Source organism: Streptomyces sp. NPDC054863, assembly GCF_053610825.1.
Genome location: NZ_JBSGZD010000042.1, coordinates 21,082 through 40,298, shown reverse-complemented (window position 1 = coordinate 40,298; position 19,217 = coordinate 21,082). Strand labels below are relative to the sequence as shown.

The following is a 19,217-nucleotide window of genomic DNA, read 5'->3' as shown; positions in this document are numbered from 1 at the left end:
GCGGTGCGCCCGGGCCCGCTCTCGTGCTCGACGCGTTCCACGTGCTTCACGCGTGCCGGGTCGCCGCCGCCCAGTGGCAGGCGACCTGGGGGGCGTCGCTGTGTGCGGGAAGCACCGGCAGTGCGTGCGTACGGCACTTGTCCGCGACGCCCGCCGCCTCCGCCTCGCCCGAGGCGAGGATCTGGCAGCGGGCGTGGAAGCGGCAGCCCGACGGGATGCGGGAGGGGTCCGGGGGCTCGCCGGTGAGCACGACCGGCACGCCGTCCGCCTCCGGCAGGACCGACAACAGGGCCTGCGTGTAGGGGTGTTGGGGTGAGGTGAGAACGTCCTCGACCGGGCCGCTCTCCACGATCCGGCCCAGGTACATGACGGCCACCCGGTCCGCGATGTTCCAGGCGAGGCCGAGGTCGTGGGTGACGACGAGCGCGGACAGGCCCAGCTCGTCGCGGAGTTGGAGCAGCAGGGCGAGGATCTCGCCGCGTACGGAGGCGTCCAGGGAGGCCACCGGCTCGTCCGCGACGATGAGTTCGGGACCGAGGACGAGGGCGCCCGCGATGACGACGCGCTGGCGCTGGCCGCCGGAGAGCTCGTGCGGGTAGCGCAGGAAGAACCGCTCGGGCGGCCGGAGCCCGGCCCGGGACAGGGCCTCGCCGACGGCCGCGCGTTCGTCCCCGCCGTAGCCGTGGATACGGAGGCCCTCGGCGACGGCGTCGTACACGGTGTGCCGGGGGTTGAGGGAGCCGCTGGGGTCCTGGAGGACGAGCTGTACGCGCTTGCGGTACGCCTTGAGGGCGCGCGAGCGGTAGTCGAGGGCGGTCCCGCCGAACGCGACCTCGCCGGAGGTGGGGCGGGCCAGGCCGAGGAGGGTGCGGGCCAGGGTCGTCTTGCCGCAGCCGGACTCCCCGACGAGGGCGAGGATCTCGCCGGGTGCGAGGGCGAGATCGACGCCGTCGACGGCCCGGGCGGGGGGCGCGCCCCGGCGGCCGGGGAAGGTGAGACGGAGGTCGTGGGCGGAGAGGAGGGGGGTGGGGGTGGTGGTCATCTGTGACTCCCTTGGGGGCGTGCGGTCGTGGAAGGGCGTGCTCCGCGTGGGGGCCGCCCCCTGTGCCCAAGGAGGCTGGGGTATCGGGGGCAGGCATTGAGGGGCGCGGGGAACTGCGCGATCAGCCACGATGTGCCCGCACGTTCCTCCCGTCCCCGGACGGGCTGCCACCCAGGGGCCGGGGCGGAGCCCCGGTTCACGAAGGCGGCGGTGCGGACTGGACCGGTACCGTCGTCCCGACATGCACGCACGCCGCCCGGTGCAACGGCCCCGCATTCCGCAGCGGCTGATCGTCCACGGCGCAGGACTCCAGCGACACCACGCACCGAGGGTGGAACGTGCACCCCGACGGCAGGTCGGCAGGGTCCGGCGGGTCGCCCGGCAGCCCTCTCGGGGCGCCCCGCGAAGCGAGGTCGCCGACGCGCGGGAAGGCCGCGGACAGGGCCCGCCCGTAGGGGTGTTGGGCCCGGGCGTATACCTCGGCCGCAGGCCCTTCCTCCACCACCCGCCCCGCGTACATCACCGCCAGCCGGTCGCAGGTGTCCGCGAGGACCGCCAGGTCGTGGCTGATCATCAGCAGCGAAATGTCCTTCTCGGCGACCAACTGCTCGATCAGGCCCAGGATCTGGGCCTGGATCATGACGTCCAGGGCGGTGGTCGGTTCGTCGGCGACGATCAGGTGCGGATCGCAGGCCAGCGACATCGCGATCATGACGCGCTGGCGCTGGCCGCCGGAGAGCTCGTGCGGGTAGGCGTTCGCCCGGGCGGCGGGCAGCCCGACCTGTTCGAGGAGCGCGCGGGCGCGCTTGCGGGCCGCCGCCGGGGTCGCCTGCCGGTGGATCAGGACCGGTTCGGCGATCTGGTCGCCGATGCGGTGCACCGCGTTGAGCGAGTGCATCGCACCCTGGAAGACGATCGAGGCCCCCGCCCACCTGACCGCCCGCAGCCGCCCCCACTTCATGGTGAGGACGTCCTCCCCGTCGAGGAGGATCTCCCCGGTCAGCTTCGCGCTCGCCGGCAGCAGCCGCAGCAGCGCCAGCGCGAGGGTCGACTTGCCGCAGCCCGACTCGCCCGCGACGCCGAGCTTCTGCCCGGCCGCGAGGGTGAGGTCCACGCCTCGTACGGCATGCACGTCCTCGCCGTACGTGACGTGCAGGTTCTTCAGCTCCAGCACCGGTCCTGCGCCCGGCGTGCCCGACGTGCTCGGCGTCTTCGGCGTCATCAACGGGTCGCCCCCAGCTTCGGGTTGAGTACGGACTCGACGGCGCGCCCGCACAGGGTGAAGGCCAGGGCGACGAGCGCGATGGCGAGGCCCGGCGGCGCCAGGTACCACCAGTGTCCCGACGACACCGCACCCGCCTGGCGCGCGTCCTGGAGCATGCCGCCCCACGAGACGACGTCCGGATCACCGAGGCCGAGGAAGGCCAGAGTGGCCTCGGTGAGGATGGCGCTGGAGATGCCGAGGGTGGTCTGGGCGAGGACGAGCGGCATGACGTTGGGCAGCACGTGCCGGGTCATGACGTGGGTGTGGCCGCCGCCGAGCGCCCGGGCGCGCTCGATGTAGGGGCGCGACTCGACGGCCAGGGTCTGCGCGCGTACGAGACGGGCCGTCGTCGGCCAGGAGGTGACGCCGATCGCGAGGACCACCGTCCAGATGCTGTGCGACAGCACGGTGGCCAGGACGATCGCCAGCACCAGCGACGGCATCACCAGGAACCAGTCGGTGACCCGCATCGCGACCGTCGCGAACCAGCCGCCGAAGTGCCCCGCGAGGATGCCGACCAGCGTGCCGATCGCGACCGACAGGGCCGCCGCCATCAGCCCGACGGCGAGCGAGACCCGCGCCCCGTACAGCAGCAGCCCGAACAGGGAACGCCCGAACTGGTCGGTCCCCAGCGGGAATTGGCCGCTGGGTGATTCGAGTGCCTTGCCGGGTGCGTTCGTCACGTTCTGTACGTCCGCGCCGACGAGGAGCGGCGCGGCCAGGGCGACCACGGCGATCAGGAGGAGCCCGGCGAGGCCGATCAGCCCGGCCCGCTGCGTGCGGTACTGCTTCCAGAAGCGGGCGGCGGACTTGCGGCGGCGGGCCCGCGCGAGGGACTTCGCGGTGGCGGGGCGTACGGGCTCGGATTCGGTGGATTCTGCAGTCATCGGCCCACCCGGGGGTTGGTCGGCCCGTTCGGGGAGTTCATCGGCCCACCCGGGGATCGAGCAGCGGATACAGCAGGTCGGCGAGGAGGTTCATCAGGATCATCGCGCCCGCGAAGACCACGAACAGGCCCTGGACCAGCGGGAGATCGGGCACGCTCAGCGCCTGGTAGAAGAGGCCGCCGAGGCCCGGCCAGGAGAAGACCGTCTCGACGAGGATCGAACCGGCCGCCACATGGCCCAGGTTGATGAAGATCATGGTGACGGTGGGCAGCAGCGCGTTCGGCACGGCGTGCCTGCGGCGTACGAGGGAGTCCCGCAGGCCCTTCGCCCGCGCCGTGGTCAGGTAGTCGCTGCCCATCTCGTCGAGCAGCGAGGAGCGCATGACCAGGAGCGTCTGCGCGTAGCCGACCGCGACCAGGGTGAGGACGGGCAGCACCATGTGGTGCGCGACGTCCAGGACGTGCGCGAACCCGGTCTCGTTGCCGGACTCCATGCCGCCGGTGGGGAACATGCCGGGGATCGGCCCGATGCCCACCGAGAACACGATGATCAGGAGCAGGCCGAGCCAGAACCCCGGGATCGACCAGAGGGTCAGTGCGATCCCGGTGTTCAGCCGGTCGCCGAGCCCGCCGTGCCGCCACGCGGACCGCGTGCCGAGCCACAGGCCGAGCGTCGAGTACACGAGGACGGCGACGCCGGTCAGCAGCAGCGTCGCCGGGAACTTCTCGGCGATCAGCTCTCCCACCGGGGCGTGGAACTGGTACGAAATGCCGAGGTCGCCGGAGAGCGCCTTGCCGCAGTAGTCGGTGAACTGCTGCCACATCGGTTGGTCGAGCCCGAACTGCCTGCGCAGCGATGCCAGTTGCTCGTCGGTGACCTGTCGGCCGTGCGTCATCGCCCGCACCGGGTCCCCGGGGATGATCCGGAACAGGAAGAAGCTGGTGACGAGCACGGCGAGCAGCGAGACGGCGGCGCCGCCCAGCTTCCCCGCGACGTACAGCAGATAGGCGGTCTTCGGCCCGACGGCGCGCGCGAAGGCGCGGCGCGGCGGCCCGGACTTCACCGGGCCGCCGTCGGGCTCCCGCACCACGGCGGGGGTGCTTGCGGTGCTCATGGCGGGGTGGGGTCCTCCGGATTGGTCGCGGGCCGTGTGCGGTGGGCGGGCCGTGTGCGGTGGGTGGGCCGGGAGCGGTGCGGGGGCCGGGAGCGCGTGGGCTACTCGCGGTCCTCCGAGGTGGAGCGGCGGCGCATGGCGGTGACGACGGCGATGGCGGCGACCAGCAGGACGGCGATGCCGGAGATGATCCACACGGTGGGCGAGGTGCCGTCGTCGTCGCCGGTGCTGCTGCCACTGGCGGCGGGCTCCGCCGACCACCAGCTCCAGTAGCCGTCCTGGCCCCAGATGTTGCCCGCCGCCTGAGGCATCGTCAGGATCGACTTGATCTGGTCGGTGCGGTACGCCTCCACCGCGTTCGGGTAGACCATCACGTTCATGAACCCGGTGTCGTACAGCCGTGATTGCATCTGCTTGACGAGGTCGACGCGCTTGGCCTTGTCGTACTCGACGGTCTGCTTGGCGTAGAGGTCGTCGAACTGCTTGTCGCAGATGAAGTTGTCGGTCTGGCCGCTGACGTCGGCCGAGGTGGGCAGTGCGCCGCAGGTGTGGATCGACAGGACGTAGTCCGGGTCCGGGTTGACCGAGTAGCCGTCGAAGGCGAGGTCGTAATTACCCTTCTGCCAGGGGTCGGTGACATCGTCCAGGCACTGGACCTTCAGGCCGATGCCGAGCGCGCCCCACCACTCCTGGAGGTACTTGCCGATCGCCTTGTCGTTGGGGTCGATGGCGTGGCACAGGATGCGGAAGTTGAGCGGCTTGCCGTCCTTGCCGAGGCGCTTGCCGCTCCCGTCCTTCTTGTACCCGGCGGCGAAGAGCCGCTTGTCGGCGGAGGTCGGATCGTATGAGATCTTCTGCTGGTCGGACGGCTGCCAGTGGTAGTCGGCGAAGCGCGGCGGGATGTAGCCCTGCCCCTCGACGGCGTGCCCCTGGTAGACCTTCTCGACGATGGTCTTGCGGTCGACGGCCTCGAAGAGCGCCCTGCGGACGGCCGGGTCGAGCAGGGCCGGGTGTCCGTCGCCGAATTTCCGCCCGGACTTGTCCCTGGCGCCCGGGTTGGTGGCGAGGGCGAAGAAGCGGCGGCCGGGTGCGTCGTTGACCTTGATGTCCGGCTCGGACTTCAGGGAAGCGGCCTGCGCGGGCGTCAGGTTCTGTACGAAGCCGACCTCGCCGCGGCGCAGGGCGGCGACCGCCGCGTCACCGTCCTTGTAGTACTTCAGGGTCAGCTCTTCGAACTTGGGGGCGCCGCGCCAGAAGCTCTTGTTGGCCTTGAGCTTCACGTACTGGTCGGTCTTGTAGTCGGTGATGACGTACGGACCGTTGCCGACGATCGGGAACTTGTCGTCGTTGTTGAACTTCGAGAAGTCGCCGACCTTCTCCCAGATGTGCTTCGGGACGATCGGCACGTCGAGTGCCGTCATCGTCGCCTGGGGCTTCTTCAGGTCGACGACGAGGGTCTCGGGGTCGGGGGCGGTGACCTTCTTGAAGTTGGCGGTGAAGCTGCCGTTGGCGGTGGCGGCGCCCTCGTCCGTCATCATCTTGTTGAAGGTCCACGCGGCGTCCGCGGCGGTGGCCTGCCGCCCGTCCGACCACGTGGAGTTCTTGCGGATCTTGTACGTCCACGTGAGCTTGTCCGGGGAGGACTTCCACTCGGTGGCGAGGGCGGGGACGGGGTGCGCGTCCTTGACGTCGTAGTTCGTCAGGTAGTCGTAGACGAGCCGCAGGAGCGTCGTGCTGGAGAGCCTGGTCGCCAGGAACGGGCTGAGCGAGTCGACGCTCTGGGCGATGGCGATGGTGAGGTTCTGGTCGTCGGCCTTGCCCTGGGCGGGAGGGGCGGCTTGGGCCTCGGCCGGGGGTGCTGCTGCTTGGGCCTGTGACGGCGCCGGGCTCAGCGGGGTGGCGGCTCCGGCCAGCAGGGCGAAGGCGGCGGCCCCGGTCGCCAGGAGGCGGCGGGCGGGGCGGCGGCGGACGGAGGGGGAGGAGGTGGCGCCGGCCGTGGAGCCGCTCGCGGTGCTGCTCGTCGTGCTGTCCGCGTCGCTGCTTGGGGAGCCGGTCGTGGAGCCGGTCGTGGTGCCCTGTGTGTCCATGGACGGAGACCTCGCGTCGTCACTTGCGCGTCACTTGCTCGTACATGCCCGGGAGGCGGGTGGATCATGGGTCGGCAGACGGGTGTGGCGAAGGTCTACCAGCGCACTTCCGGACGTGTCAACGGCGTGCGGGCGCGGCGTCGACGGTACGTCAAGTGCCGTTTGTGCTGCGGGAATACGGGGCATGGCGGCGTGGCGTGCGGGGTCCGGGACGCGCGGAGGGCCCGCTCCGTGGCCACGTCACGGGGACGTGGGGGTCACGGAGCGGGCCCTCATTGGTCTCGACCTCTGAAGCCCTACTGCTGAGGGGCTGACGGCGCCGACGGAGGCTGCTGCGGCGGCCAGTTGGCGGGCGGGAGGGGGGCGGCTTGGGGGTTGGCCTGCGGGTCGGGATTCTGGGTCGCGGGCCGGCCCGGCTGGGCGTTTTCCGGTGCGCCGGGCTGGACGGGCAGGGGCTGCGCGGCGGGCGCGCCGGTGAACTGCACCTCGGAGAAGGGGGTTTGGGCGGGGAAGGGGTGGGGCGCGGGCTGGCCTTGGGGCGTGGGCTGGCTGTGAGGTGCGGGCTGGCCCTGGGGCATGGGCCGGCCCTGCGGTGCGGGCTGGCCCTGGGGTGCAGGGGCCTGCTGCCAGCTGCCGGGGGACTGGGGCTGCTGGGGGTAGGGCTGGGGGTAGGGCTGGGCTTGGCCCTGGCCTTGTGCCGGGCCCTGGCCCTGCGACTGGCCTGGCGCAGGGAGGTACTGGCCCGGCTGCGGTCCTGGGGCGCCGGGCTGGGGCTGGGGCTGCGGCTGCGGCTGCGGTTGGGCCTGGGCCTGCTGCCAGTGCTGGTCGGGCTGGCCCGGCTGTTGGGGGGTGTACGGGCCCGGTTGTGCCGACGGGCCGGGCTGGCCCGGCTGCTTGGGTGCGTACGGCTGTCCCGGCTGTCCCGGCTGTCCCGGCTGTCCCGGCTGTCCCGGTTGTGCCGGCTGTGCCGGCTGTGCCGACGGGCCGGGCTGCTCGGGTGCGTACGGCTGGGCCTGGGCCGGGGGCTGAGGCTGCTGCCAGTGCTGGCCCGGCTGATCGGGCTGTGCCGATGGGCCGGGCTGCCCCGACTGACCCGGCTGTCCCGGTTGCTCGGGGGTGTACGGCTGTGCCGACTGGCCGGGCTGTGCGGGCTGTGCCGGTTGTGCCGACTGGCCGGGCTGCGCCGGCTGGCCGGGCTGCTCGGGTGCGTGCGCCTGGGCCGGGGGCTGCTGCCAGTGCTGGTCGGGCTGGCCCGGCTGCTGAGGGGCGTACGGCCGGCCGGGCTGTCCAGGCTGCTGGGGTGTGTACGGCTGGCCGGGGTTGCCGGGCTGTTGGGGTGCGTACGGGTGCTGGTACTGCGGCTGGCCGGTGGTGTGCTGGGCCGGGATGTGCTGGGCCGGTGCCTGGCCCTGACCCTGACTCTGGCCGTGGCCCGGCATCGGCGGGGCCAGGTGCGGTGGCGGATTGCCGTCCGCCGTCCACAGGCCCTGCACCTGCTGTGCCCGTACGAAGTCCTCGGCGACCAGCGACGAGAGGTGGAAGTACGCCTCGCGCGTCTTCGGCCGCATCATGTCGAGGTTGACCTCGGCACCCGCCGACAGGTGCTCGTCGAACGGCACCACCACCACGCCCCGGCAGCGCGTCTCGAAGTGCTGCACGATGTCGTCGACCTTGACCATCTTGCCGGTCTCGCGCACCCCGGAGATGACGGTCAGCGAACGCTGCACCAGCTCCCCGTACCCGTGCGCCGACAGCCAGTCCAGTGTCGTCGACGCACTGCTCGCACCGTCCACCGACGGCGTCGAGACGATGATCAACTGGTCGGCCAGGTCGAGGACTCCGCGCATCGCGCTGTAGAGCAGGCCGGTGCCCGAGTCGGTGAGGATGATCGGGTACTGCTTGCCGAGCACGTCGATCGCGCGCCGGTAGTCCTCGTCGTTGAAGGCCGTGGAGACGGCCGGGTCGACGTCGTTGGCGATGATCTCCAGGCCGGAGGGGGCCTGGGAGGTGAACCGCCGGATGTCCATGTAGCTGTTGAGGTACGGGATCGCCTGCACGAGGTCGCGGATCGTCGCCCCGGTCTCGCGCCGCACGCGGCGGCCGAGCGTACCGGCGTCCGGGTTGGCGTCGATGGCGAGGATCTTGTCCTGCCGCTCGCTGGCGAGGGTCGCGCCGAGGGCGGTGGTGGTCGTGGTCTTGCCGACGCCGCCCTTGAGGCTGATCACCGCGATGCGGTAGCAGGAGAGGACGGGGGTCCGGATGAGTTCGAGCTTGCGCAGCCGCTCGGCCTCCTCCTTCTTCCCGCCGAACTTGAAGCGGGACCCGGCGGACGGGTTGCGGCTGCTCTTGGGCTTCTGCTTGTTGTTGCGCAGCAGGCGCTCGGAGGACAGCTCGACGGCGGCGGTGTACCCGAGGGGAGCGCCGGGGTGGGAGGCCTGCCGCTGGTCGTGCGCCACGGGGGAGGGCCAGGCGGCGCCGGTCCGGGGGTCGACGGGTGCGCCGGGGGCTTCCGGGTGGGGCTGCGGCTGCGGCTGGGGCTGAGGGTGTTGTTGTTGGGGCGGCTGGTGCTGCTGCTGCGGTACGGGCTGCTGGGCGTGGGTGCCGGGAGCGCTGGAGGCGGCGGGCTGCGGGAAGCCGTAGCCGTCCTGCGCGGGGGCGGCGGGGGCGGTGGGCGTGCCGGGAGCCGTGGCTTCAGGCTGTGCGGCGGGGGGCTGTGCGGCGGAACTGACCTGCGCCGCCTGGGAGTTGTCCGGTGCGGCGGAGGCCTGCGGGAAGCCGTAGCCGCTCTGGGGAGCCGCGGGAGCGCCGGGAGCCGCAGGCTGTGGGAACCCACTCTGGTGTGCGGGCAGGGGTGCCGGTGCCGGGAGCGGTGCCGCGCCGGGCTGCGGGAAGCCGTAGCCGCTCTGCGGTGTCGCGGGGGCGGGGGCCGGGGCCGGGGCCGGGGGCTGGGGTTGGACGCCACTGGGCTGCGGGAATCCGTATCCGCTGTCCGGTGTCGGTGCCGGGGGCTGGGTGGGGCCGGGGTGCGGGAAGCCGTAGCCGCTCTGCGGAGTTGCGGGGGCGGGCTGCTGCGGGAACGCGGGCCCGGCGTCCTGGCCGGTGGGGCCGGGTGCCGGCGCCGGAGGCTGCGGCTGCGGCTGGGCGCCAGCGGGTTGCGGGAATCCGTAGCCGCCGTCCGAGGTCGGGGCCGGAGCTGGGACCGGTGCTGGGGACTGGCCGGGGCCGGGCTGCGGGAATCCGTACCCCTGCTGCTGCGGAAGGCCGGTGGCCGGCGGCTGCGGGGCGGTGTGGCTGCTCTGCGGCGCTTCCGGCTGCTGCGGGAAGCCGGGGGAACCCTGCGGCTGCTGGCCGGACGACTCGCTCGACGGCGCAGGTGCGGGCCAGGACGACGGAGCGGCAGGCGGTGTGGGCCACTGGGGTGCGGTCGAGGGCGCCGCAGGCTGGAAGGAAGGGGGGAGCGGCGGCAGGCTGCCCTGCGGAGGTGCCGGGGGAGTCCAGGACTGGGGCGCGGGCGCGGGTGCACCGGCGGGCGGAGTGTCCTGCGGCTCGTCGGCGAAGGAGGCGACGGGGGCGACGGGGGCGTCCGTGGGGGCGTCCGAGGGGGCGTCCGTGGGGGCGTCTTCGGGAACGGCGTCGTTCACGGGGGCGTCGGTGACCGACGCGTCTGTGACGGCTGCGTCCGCGAGGGGCACGCCTGCGAGGGGGGCATCCGGGGTGGCTGCGTCCGTGGCCGCGGCGTCCGCGTCCGTAAGGAAGTCGCTCGGCACGGAGTCGTTCGGCGTGAAGTCGTCCGCCGTGAAACCGTTCGGTACGGAGTCGTTGGGTACGGAGTCGTTCGGCTCGGCCGCGTCGAGGTCCTCGGGTGTGTCCGTTCCGGCGGCGGAGCCGTTGGTGTGCGGGAGTGCTGATGGGGCGTCAAGAAGGTGGTCAGCGCCGTCAGTTGCTGACATCGAGGCCGCATCGGCATCCGAGCCCGAGCCCGAGGGCTGACCCTCGGCCGGTGCGTCCGCCGCAGCCAGTACGTCGGAATCGAGGTCGGAGTCCGGCTCCGGGGCGGAGTCGGCAAGAGCATCGGCATCGGGGTCGGTATCCGCAGCGGCAGCGGCGGTCGCGCCCTCGGCGCCGACGGTGTCGACACCGCCCGGCTGAGGCTCCGGGGCCAGCTCCGCACCGGTTTCGACCTCGGCCACGGCCACGGGCTCGTCCTTGGCCGGTGCGGCCCCGTTCGCCGAAGTGTCCGGCGCCGTCGGGCTCTCGCCCGTACCGTCGTCCGCCGCAGCGGCAGCCGCGTCCGCCGCAGCCTTCTCGGCCGCTGCGATCTCCGCGAATTCCCGCTTCAGTGCGGCGGGGGAGAAGCGCATGGTCGCCCCGCTCTCCAGCTCCCCGTCGAACGCCTCCGGCTCGCCGGCCGAAGCTCCGACGGAACCCGGCGAACCAGGTGAACCCGAGGGGCCCGACGCCCCCGAGGGGCCCGCGTTCTGCGTGTACCAAGCCGGCGGCGTGTAGTCGATCGTGAACTCACCCGTCTGGTCCGCCTCCGCGTCCGGCGACTCCTCGACGGGCGCGCTGACGGGCACGTTCCAGCCCTCGCGGATCTCGTCCCGCTCGCTGTTCACATTGCCTCCTGCTGTGGTCGAGCACCCTGGTGCCGTGCGTGGTGGGTGGGGTGACCGCTTCCGTCGTCCGATCCGCTCGGCTCTTCCCCGTGTTCTGCCGGGGCGGCCGGCGCGCCCTGCCTGCTGCTCGCATGGCCCGCCTGTCGCGCCCGTGCGTCAGCCTAGTCGTCAGCACTGCCCGTACGGCAGGCCCGATCGGCCGACGAACCGTGCCTCCAGCGTCACTTCACGCCCAGAAGTGACCTGCCGACATCACTCCGTAATGACTAAAACGGTCACAACTCGACATCTCCGCACGGAACGCAGCCCGCCCGCCCCGCCTCTCGCGCGCTTCCCAACAATCAGGTGTCAACACCTGTGGCATGTGTCATGGCAGCGTGCACACACTCTGCACAACCCGGCCGGCAGCCACCGTCGCAGCCGCCACCGCGTCCATTTCCGCGTCCACCAGTACCCGCCAGCGTCCATCGGCACCCGCCCGCATCGACCCGCATCCGCCCGCATGCGGCTGCATCGACCCGCACTCGCCCGCACCCGCCCGCGCACAGCGAAGAGCGGCCACCCGGCAGACAGCCGGGCGACCGCTCTCCGGTGCAAGTCCGGCTACGTGAGGTCGAACTCCCCGTCCCGCGCCCCCAGCACGAACGCCGTCCACTCCGCCTCGGTGTACCGGAGCACGGTCTCCGGGTCCGCCGACGACCGCATCGCCACGGCACCCTCGGGCAGGTACGCGATCTCCACGCGCTCCTCGGCGTCCTCGGTGCCCGGCGCACCGAGCCACTCCACGTCCGAGATGTCGAGGGCGTAGAGCGCGTCCTTCTCCTGCTGCGTTCCCATTCCGGTGTCCTTCCGCTTCCACTCGGCCCGACTCAACGGCCCACGGTCAACAGCCGCTCCCACGAGCGCCGTTCGTTCCCCGGACCATGGTGCCCGATGCGCAGGCGCGGGGTTCCGTCATCGAGCCGATCGTGCTATCGCGTTCGTCAGTCCATCCGGCGCGCGGGGCCGAGCAGCGTCCCCTCGATCGGGGTGGGCATCGTCGTGACCCAGTGCCGCTCCCGGCCCGCGCACCACAGGGTGACGCCGTCGCCGAGTCCCGGCAGGGCCGCGACCTCCTCAGGGGTCAGCCCCAGCAGCCTGCCGATCTGCTGTGCTTCGTCGGGCGACACCCGCTGTACGCCGACGAGCGCCGAGTCCCGGATCAACCGGGGCGCCACCGGGCTGAGGTACGGCAGCAGCGTCAGCACGGACTGCCACGGCGACGACACGATCCGCCCGCGCGGAGGCCGCATCCCGCAGTCCCGTACGACGAGGACGGGTGAGCCGGGGGCCGCGCCGCTGGGCGGCACCCGCCCCACCTCGTACAGCGTCATGCAGTCCTGACCCGAAGCAGGACCTGCACCCGGTGTCGCACCGGGCGCCGGCCCGGATCCCCCGCCCGCCGCCCGGGCGAGCTGTGTCCACGCCTGGGTGCGGCCGGTTTCGACACTCACCCGCGCCCCCGTGGCCGCGGTGCGCAGGGCCAGTGCCTGCGCCGTCCAGAGGCCGCCGATGAGCAGGACTTCGTACGGTGTCGGACGGTGCAGTCCGAGAATCCGCGGATGGCCGCCGGTGTCGTTGCCGAGCAGGATGCCGTCGTCGCCGACGGGCAGGGCGAGTGCGCCGAGATCGTCCGTCGGAATGCTGTGCCCGGGGTGGCGGGGGCCGCGCAGCCCGTGCGGTACGACGTCCCGGATCCTGGCCGCGACCCTGCTGCCCGCGGTCCTGTTGCCCGTACCCCTGCCGCCCGCAGTCCTGCCTGCGCCCCTCATGCGGCGCCGCCCAGCGGCAGCGTGGCCAGCGCGCCCGGCAGCTGTTCCCGGTCCAGACGCACCAGACCGACCTTCGCGGAGCCCGCCATGCGCTCCAACTCCTTTCGTACGGACACCAGTTGGGTGTCGGAGTCGCCGGTGACGCGGATGTGACCGGCCACCGTCGACGTCCCCCGGTGCGGGCCGCGCCGCACGGTCAGGCTGACGGTGGTCGCGTACGAGGGGACCTCGGCCAGCGCCGAGACCACCCGGGGCAGCGGGGTCGCGGCCCGCCCCAGCTCGGGCCAGCGGCCCACCGCGTAGGTGGTGTGCAGGCGGTCGTCGCAACTCCAGACGCGGGACGTCTCGGAGGTCCGCCGGACCGCACCGGCGTCGGAGCCCGGTCCACCGGCAGGTCCTCCGGCGGCAGGTCCTCCCGCCGGTCCGCCGACGCGGGCGCAGGCGGTCGTGGCGACCGCCGAGTTCAGTTCCTCCTGGTTGAGCACCACGGCCCGGAACCCCGCCCCGGTGACCCGGCTCGCCACGTGGTCGGCGACCCGCACCAGGCAGCGCTGGGCACCGGCCACACCGCCGCCGCGCGCCTCGACCGCCTCGTGGGCGAGCTCGGGGCTCAGCTTCAGCGCGATCCAGGTCATCCGCAGGGCGGGCGTCGGAGTCTGCTGCTGGAGGGCGGCGTGCGAGACGCGGGCCGCCGAGCGCTCGGACAGGTGCGGCGCGGGAGCCGCCCGTACCTGCTGGAGCAGCTGCGCCGACTCCAGCACGATGTCGTCCACCGCCAGGCAGTCGCCGAGCAGCGACAGCGGCAGCGCCCGCGCACCGGAAGCGGGCCGCAGCGCCTCGCCGCTCGCCTCGACGCGGACGACCGCGGTGAGGAACGTACCGTCGCCGAGCATGCCGACGGTGCGCCGGTCCCTGTCCACATAGGTGTACGGGCCGAACCCGGGGACGTTCTCCGCGACCGGAACCAGCGCGGGGTCGAGCGCGGGGTCGAGTGCGGCGGTGCCCCGCCTGCGGCGTGCCCGCAGGGTGAGCACCGCGGCCAGCCAGTCCTGCACCGCGCGCCCCCGACGGCGTACCACCGCGAACAGCAGCAGCACCACGGCCACCACCAGTCCGGGAACCAGCCAGAGGGAACCGGCGAGCCAGCCGAGACCGCCCGCGGCCACCGCGAGCTCCACCAGGACCAGCTGCCGCAGCGGCAGCGAGACCGGGCGGCCGGTGCGGGACAGCGGTCGCAGACCGGTCTTCGCGGGAGGGTCCCCGGGGCGTGGAGCAGGGGCGGAACCGGTGGGCGCGGAGCCCGAACCAGCCGGATTGTTCGATTCATTGCTGCGTTGCCGACGGGAAGTGGTACGTCGGTTTCCGGATGGTTGCGGTGTGTTCCGCCCCCCGCGTTCGCGCGTTGTCGTCGCCACCGCAGCCTTCCCGTCGGTTCTACAACCAGCGCCCCCGTGTCAGGGGTTGACCGGTCGATCACAGTACCGGAGCAGCGGGGCAAGGGTACCGGCAGGCATAGTGAGGGGCAGCAGGACAGCAGGACCCGCCCGGAGAAGCGCGGTGGACCCGGGGACCTGTGCGGCCCACCGGGGAGAGGGAACAGCGGACAGATGGCATCACGTCGGGACGAACTCAACGCCTACACATTTGCGAAGAGGAGGCTGATTGCGCAGTTTCTTCAACCCAGTTCGACGGGTTCGGAAGAAGGTGCGCCCAAGCCGTTGCGGGCGCTGCTTCCGGGCGCGATCGTGGGGGTGGTGATCCTTGCGGGGTTCGCCGCCTGGGGGATGTTCAAGCCGGTCGCACCCAAGGAATGGGACAAGCCGGGCGAGAACGTGATCATCGCGAGCAAGTCGACCACTCGCTATGTGGTGTTGAAGACGGACGGGAAGACACAGCTCCACCCCGTTCTCAACATGTCATCTGCACGACTTCTCCTCGACCCGGACAAGGGCAAGGTCGTCAACATCGACGAGAAGGTGCTGGACAGCGGCAAGATCCCGCACGGCGCGACGCTCGGCATCCCGTACGGCCCCGACCGGCTGCCGGAGGCGAAGGAGGCGGGCGGCGCCAAGCGGTGGGCGGTCTGCGAGCGGCAGGGCGAGGGCGGCCGGGCCATCCAGAAGGCGGCGTTCGTGTTCGCCGAGCGCGAGGCCGCGAAGACCGACGGCCGCGAACGCCTCACCGGCGGCGACCTGATGTACGTCGAGGGCCCCGGCCCGCAGCGCACCCGCTACCTGGTGGACGCGGGCGGGACCGCGTATCCCGTCGGCAAGGAAGAGCTGCTGCTGCGCCAACTGGTCGGGCAGGGCAGGGTCCCGCAGCGCGTCTCGGCGGGCTGGCTGGCGACGCTGCACCGCGGCGACCGGATCGCCTTCCCCGCGATATCCCCGGCCGACGGGGTGCCGGGCGCTCCGGCGGGCGCCCCCGGCAGCCTGGAGTCCGGCGAGAACAAGGTGGGCATGGTGCTGCGGGCCACCGACGGCACCAAGAACCAGCAGTACGTGGTCCTCAAGGGCCGCGTCGCCCCGGTCTCCGACTTCACGGCCAAGCTGCTCATCAACAGCCGCCCGCTGGTCAAGCTCGGCCAGGCGGGCCGTCCCACGGCGGTGAGCGCGGCGGCGATCGAGCCGGGGGCGTCGTTCGGTCAGGACCGCAAGTGGCCGCGGGCGGAGCCGAAGCCGGTGAACGATTCGGCGACGAACGCGGCATCGACCGACGCCTCGACCGGCGCATCGACCGGCACCTCGACCGGCGCATCGACCGGCACCTCGACCGACGCATCGACCGGCACCTCGGCTCAGGGCCCCGCCCGCAACACCGTCTGCAACGTCCTGCGCGGCGTCGACAAGGCGACCGGCCGGACCACCCTCAGCACCTGGGCGGGCCCCGCCTTCCCGGCACCGCTGCCGACGGGCGCGAGCAGTGCGTACGTCACCCCCGGTTCGGGCCAGCTGTTCCGCCAGTTCAAGGGCTCGGCGACCGGCACGGGCTTCGTCTTCCTGGTGACCGACACGGGGCTGCGGTACGCGATGCAGTCCAACGGCGACAGTGCGACGGGCGACCCGGGCGGTGGCATCGGCGCCGGTACGAAGGCGGAGAAGCAGGCCCGCGCCCAGGAGGAGGCCCAGGCGCAGAACCGCCTCGGCTACAAGGCGGTCCAGCCCGCCCCGATACCGGTCGAGTGGTCGGAGTTCCTGCCCACGGGACCGCGTCTGTCGACGGGTGCGGCCCGCCAGCCGCAGGGCTCGTGAGGGGCGGCCCGGACATGACACAAGTCTCCCTTCCCTTCCTGTCCTCGCCCCGCCGGTCGTTGGCGGGAGCCGCCCCCCTGCTGGGGGTGCTGGGGTCGTTGGGGCTGCTGGTCGTGACGGCGCCGCCCGCGGTCGCCGCTCCGGCACCCGGTACGGAGCCGGCCGGGCAGTGCACGTACCCCTCGAAGCCGTACGAAGGGCGCCCCTGGGCCCTCCAGCGGGTCCTGCTCGACGAGGTCTGGAAGCAGTCCACCGGCAAGGGGGTCCGCGTCGCCGTCATCGACAGCGGCGTCGACGTCAAGAACAAGCAGCTCACGGCCGCCGTGGACGTCAAGAGCGGCCGTAACGTCCTGCCCAATCCCCTCAAGAACGAGCAGGGCGAGCCGATCGAGCGCGGCAAGGAGGACGGCACGTCGGACACCGTCGGCCACGGCACGAAGGTCGCCGGCATCATCGCCGCCCGCCCGGCGAAGGGCACCGGCTTCGTCGGCCTGGCCCCGGACGCGACGATCATCCCGATCCAGCAGAACGACGCGGAGGGCCACGGCAACGCCCTCACCCTGGCGACCGCGATCAACCACGCCATCGCCAAAGAAGCCAAGATCATCAACATCTCGCAGGACACGGCGAACGCGACGGAACCCACACCCATCCTCAAACAGGCCGTCAACCTCGCCCTGTCCAAGAACATCCTGGTCATCGCCTCCGCGGGCAACGACGGCCTGGGCGGCAACCTCAAACCCACCTACCCGGCGTCCTATCCGGGAGTCCTCGCCGTCGCCGCCTCCGACCGCAACAACGAACGGGCGGCGTTCTCGCAGTCCGGAGAATTCGTCGGTGTCGCGGCCCCGGGCGTGGACATGATCTCCACGGTCCCCGGCGGCGGCCACTGCGCGGACAGCGGTACGAGCTTCTCCGCGCCGTACGTGACCGGGGTCGCGGCCCTGATCAGGGCCAAGCACCCCAGGTGGACCAACGCGCAGGTCATCACCCAGATCAAGCAGACCGCCGAACGCTCCATCCCCGGCCACGACCGCCTGGTCGGCTGGGGCGTGGTCGACCCGGTCCGCGCCCTGACCGAGGACGAACACACCCCGCCCGGGGCCCCGGTCCCGGGCGGCGGCCTGACCGGCGTCCACGCCCCGACCGCGGTCGAACTCCCGGTGGGAGAAACCCCGCAGGAACGCGACGCCCGCCTCGGTACGTACGTGGTGGTGGGCGGCGGCGTACTGGTCGCGGCGATCGCGGGGGCGGCGGTGGCGGTGCGGGACTCGCGGCGCAGGCGGGGCCGAGGCCGTGAGGGGGGCGATGGCGGTCGCAGTAGCGAACATGGATCATCCCAAGTGGGGACGCGTGGGACAAGTGCGTACCAACGACCTTGAAGTGGTCGATGACCTGTGATTTGGCTGTCTGATATAGGGGTTGGCTGAGTCTCAGATCTAGATAGAGTGGTTCCTCTGTGACGGGTGGGACTCGCAGTCACTGCGATAGCAACCGGTGAGGACAGAGCAAACGGGGACGGGGAGGGAGAGGCATCGTGGGAGAACCGGGCACGGGGGACCTGGCGAAGGGCGTAGGCGCGCTTCGGAAGTTCCAGAAGCAGGTGAACGCCATGCTGACGGATCTGGAGGGCGGCGACGCGGGCCGCACGAAGATCGCGGCGCAACGGGTGACGCGCGCGGCGCTGAGCGGGACGAACGCGACGTTCGCGGAGGCTGACGGGCTGTACGCGCAGTACAACCGGGTGCATCAGCAACTCACGTCGCTGTCGAAGACGTTGGGGTTCCAGATCGAGAAGCTGAGCATTGGTGTTCATGCGTCGGAGGTCGGTTACAACAACGTCGAGGAGGAGCTGCGGCAGCGGTATCAGGAGATCGAGGCGGGGCTCAACGAAGAGCAGGAGGCTCAGCGCAAGCGGAACGATGCCTACCTGAAAGCGCGGGAGAACCAGGCCGGTCAGCCTGGGCCGAAGGCCCCCGACACGACCAATCCGGAGTACTGACCCATGGCTGACGACAACACGCAGGCATCCGGCGAGAAGGCACAGCGCGCAAAGGACCTTGAGGGGGTCGACCAACAGCTCAAGACCACCGAGGTTCTTCGTGAATTCTCGGATGCGACGACCCAGATGGACCCCCTGCTTTTCGGCGGTCTGATGCCGATGGCTCCCTTCATTCCGCCGCCCCTGCCCGGGTACGCGAGCAGGACCAACTTCGAGGCCCATGACCTCAACGCCATGATCGACCTGGTGGAGAGCGCCAAACCCGAGGAGTTGGAGAACGCGGGTCAGGCTCTGTGGAGGGCCAGGGACGCACTCAAGTCAGCGGCTGCGGAACTTGACGCCCACATCAAGGGCGTGTCCTGGACCGGTGAAGGCGGCGCCAGTTTCCGTGCATTCGGGACGGGTCTCGTCGCACACGCCCGTCAGTTGAGCAGCTTCGCCAACATCGCCGCCAAGCAGATCACGGTTGCCGGCACCGGCCTGGCCTCCGTGCACAAGGCCATGCCGCCGAGGGACGGCCGGTTCGACAAGCGCAAGCCCGAAGACGTGCCGATGGTGAGCCGTGTCGAGGGCAACGCGACGTACGACATGGCGGTGAAGACCGAGAAGAACCGCCAAGAGGCCATCAACCAACTGAACCGCCTGTCGTCGTTCTATGCGGTCTCGCAGGAGACCCTGGCGGCTCAGGAAGCGCCTCGGTTCGACCAGAAGCTGCAGGCGAACGTGCCTCCGCCCACCGGCGGCGGAGCAGAAGGCGGCGCCACAGGAAGGGCCGTCGGAGGAGGCGCCGCGGGCCTCGGAGTGGCCAGGGCCGTCGCGCCTGCCGATACGTCCGGCCCCGGTGCGGCAGCCGGACGGGCTGACGGTCTCGGCGCTCCCGGTTCGGCGGGCGGCGACACAGTTCGACCCGGTGGGCCCGGTGCTGCGGTCGGCGGGGTTTCCCCCGCGCCGGGCGCCGACCAGTCGATGGAACTCGCGCGGGTCGCCACACCACCGGCCCCCGCACCCACTACGAACGTCGCTCCTCCGCCTGCCCCGACGGCCACCGGGCCGACCTTGGGCACAGCACCGCCCCCCATGGCCCCGGGCTACGCGCCTCCGGTCCAGGGCGGAACCGCTCGGAAGCCGGGCATGCCTCCGATG

General features: G+C 72.0%; 12 protein-coding genes and 1 pseudogene. 4 read left to right on the top strand and 9 right to left on the bottom strand.

The annotated features are described in order from the left end of the window. Positions 1-46: 46 nt before the first annotated feature. The 9 genes from ACWGIG_RS11400 to eccE all read right to left on the bottom strand — a co-directional run bounded on the left by ACWGIG_RS11400 (position 47) and on the right by eccE (position 14,236). Positions 47-1,042 carry an oligopeptide/dipeptide ABC transporter ATP-binding protein gene (locus tag ACWGIG_RS11400; protein ID WP_453321316.1) on the bottom strand — a complete coding sequence of 332 codons (996 nt, stop codon included), beginning with the start codon at positions 1,040-1,042 and terminating at the stop codon, positions 47-49. A 196-nt stretch (positions 1,043-1,238) separates the two neighbouring features. Next, on the bottom strand, positions 1,239-2,264 hold the full coding sequence (locus ACWGIG_RS11395; RefSeq protein ID WP_453321315.1) for an ABC transporter ATP-binding protein: 1,026 nt from the start codon (positions 2,262-2,264) through the stop codon (positions 1,239-1,241). Further along, positions 2,264-3,193 carry an ABC transporter permease gene (locus ACWGIG_RS11390; protein ID WP_453321314.1) on the bottom strand — a complete coding sequence of 310 codons (930 nt, stop codon included), beginning with the start codon at positions 3,191-3,193 and terminating at the stop codon, positions 2,264-2,266. The genes ACWGIG_RS11395 and ACWGIG_RS11390 overlap by 1 nt, the downstream gene beginning before the upstream one ends. Positions 3,194-3,230: 37 nt before the next feature. Next, positions 3,231-4,307, bottom strand: coding sequence for an ABC transporter permease (locus tag ACWGIG_RS11385; protein ID WP_453321313.1), 1,077 nt, complete (start codon positions 4,305-4,307; stop codon positions 3,231-3,233). A 101-nt stretch (positions 4,308-4,408) separates the two neighbouring features. Next, on the bottom strand, positions 4,409-6,394 hold the full coding sequence (locus ACWGIG_RS11380) for an ABC transporter substrate-binding protein (protein WP_453321312.1): 1,986 nt from the start codon (positions 6,392-6,394) through the stop codon (positions 4,409-4,411). A gap of 296 nt (positions 6,395-6,690) precedes the next feature. After that, positions 6,691-11,010, bottom strand: coding sequence for an SCO5717 family growth-regulating ATPase (locus ACWGIG_RS11375; RefSeq protein ID WP_453321311.1), 4,320 nt, complete (start codon positions 11,008-11,010; stop codon positions 6,691-6,693). 603 nt (positions 11,011-11,613) lie between these two features. Next, positions 11,614-11,847: a DUF397 domain-containing protein gene (locus ACWGIG_RS11370; protein ID WP_362416549.1), complete on the bottom strand. Its 234-nt coding sequence runs from the start codon at positions 11,845-11,847 to the stop codon at positions 11,614-11,616. 146 nt (positions 11,848-11,993) lie between these two features. Further along, entirely contained in the window at positions 11,994-12,821 is an 828-nt protein-coding gene (locus ACWGIG_RS11365; protein ID WP_453321310.1) for a hypothetical protein, read from the bottom strand. Continuing rightward, positions 12,818-14,236, bottom strand: a complete 1,419-nt coding sequence (gene eccE, locus ACWGIG_RS11360; RefSeq protein ID WP_453321309.1) for a type VII secretion protein EccE — start codon at positions 14,234-14,236, stop codon at positions 12,818-12,820. Before eccE ends, ACWGIG_RS11365 begins: the two co-directional genes overlap by 4 nt. 192 nt (positions 14,237-14,428) lie before the next feature. On the opposite strand from eccE, the gene eccB reads away from it, so the two are divergent. The 4 genes and pseudogenes from eccB to ACWGIG_RS11340 form a co-directional block, all read left to right on the top strand. After that, positions 14,429-16,072: a type VII secretion protein EccB gene (eccB, locus tag ACWGIG_RS11355; RefSeq protein WP_453321308.1), complete on the top strand. Its 1,644-nt coding sequence runs from the start codon at positions 14,429-14,431 to the stop codon at positions 16,070-16,072. A 14-nt stretch (positions 16,073-16,086) separates the two neighbouring features. Further along, on the top strand, positions 16,087-17,454 hold the full coding sequence (mycP, locus tag ACWGIG_RS11350) for a type VII secretion-associated serine protease mycosin (protein WP_453321307.1): 1,368 nt from the start codon (positions 16,087-16,089) through the stop codon (positions 17,452-17,454). Positions 17,455-17,609: 155 nt separating this feature from the next. After that, a complete protein-coding gene (locus tag ACWGIG_RS11345) occupies positions 17,610-18,074 on the top strand; it encodes a hypothetical protein (protein WP_453321306.1) in 465 nt (154 codons plus the stop codon). A 3-nt stretch (positions 18,075-18,077) separates the two neighbouring features. Continuing rightward, positions 18,078-19,217: pseudogene (locus ACWGIG_RS11340) on the top strand (hypothetical protein); the annotation flags it as partial.

Coding starts and splice junctions, on each gene's coding strand:
- mycP (WP_453321307.1), top strand. CDS start 16,087: ATGACACAAGTCTCCCTTCCCTTCCTGTCCTCGCCCCGCCGGTCGTTG.
- ACWGIG_RS11385 (WP_453321313.1), bottom strand. CDS start 4,307: ATGAGCACCGCAAGCACCCCCGCCGTGGTGCGGGAGCCCGACGGCGGC.
- eccB (WP_453321308.1), top strand. CDS start 14,429: ATGGCATCACGTCGGGACGAACTCAACGCCTACACATTTGCGAAGAGG.
- ACWGIG_RS11395 (WP_453321315.1), bottom strand. CDS start 2,264: ATGACGCCGAAGACGCCGAGCACGTCGGGCACGCCGGGCGCAGGACCG.
- ACWGIG_RS11390 (WP_453321314.1), bottom strand. CDS start 3,193: ATGACTGCAGAATCCACCGAATCCGAGCCCGTACGCCCCGCCACCGCG.
- ACWGIG_RS11400 (WP_453321316.1), bottom strand. CDS start 1,042: ATGACCACCACCCCCACCCCCCTCCTCTCCGCCCACGACCTCCGTCTC.
- ACWGIG_RS11370 (WP_362416549.1), bottom strand. CDS start 11,847: ATGGGAACGCAGCAGGAGAAGGACGCGCTCTACGCCCTCGACATCTCG.
- ACWGIG_RS11380 (WP_453321312.1), bottom strand. CDS start 6,394: ATGGACACACAGGGCACCACGACCGGCTCCACGACCGGCTCCCCAAGC.
- ACWGIG_RS11365 (WP_453321310.1), bottom strand. CDS start 12,821: ATGAGGGGCGCAGGCAGGACTGCGGGCGGCAGGGGTACGGGCAACAGG.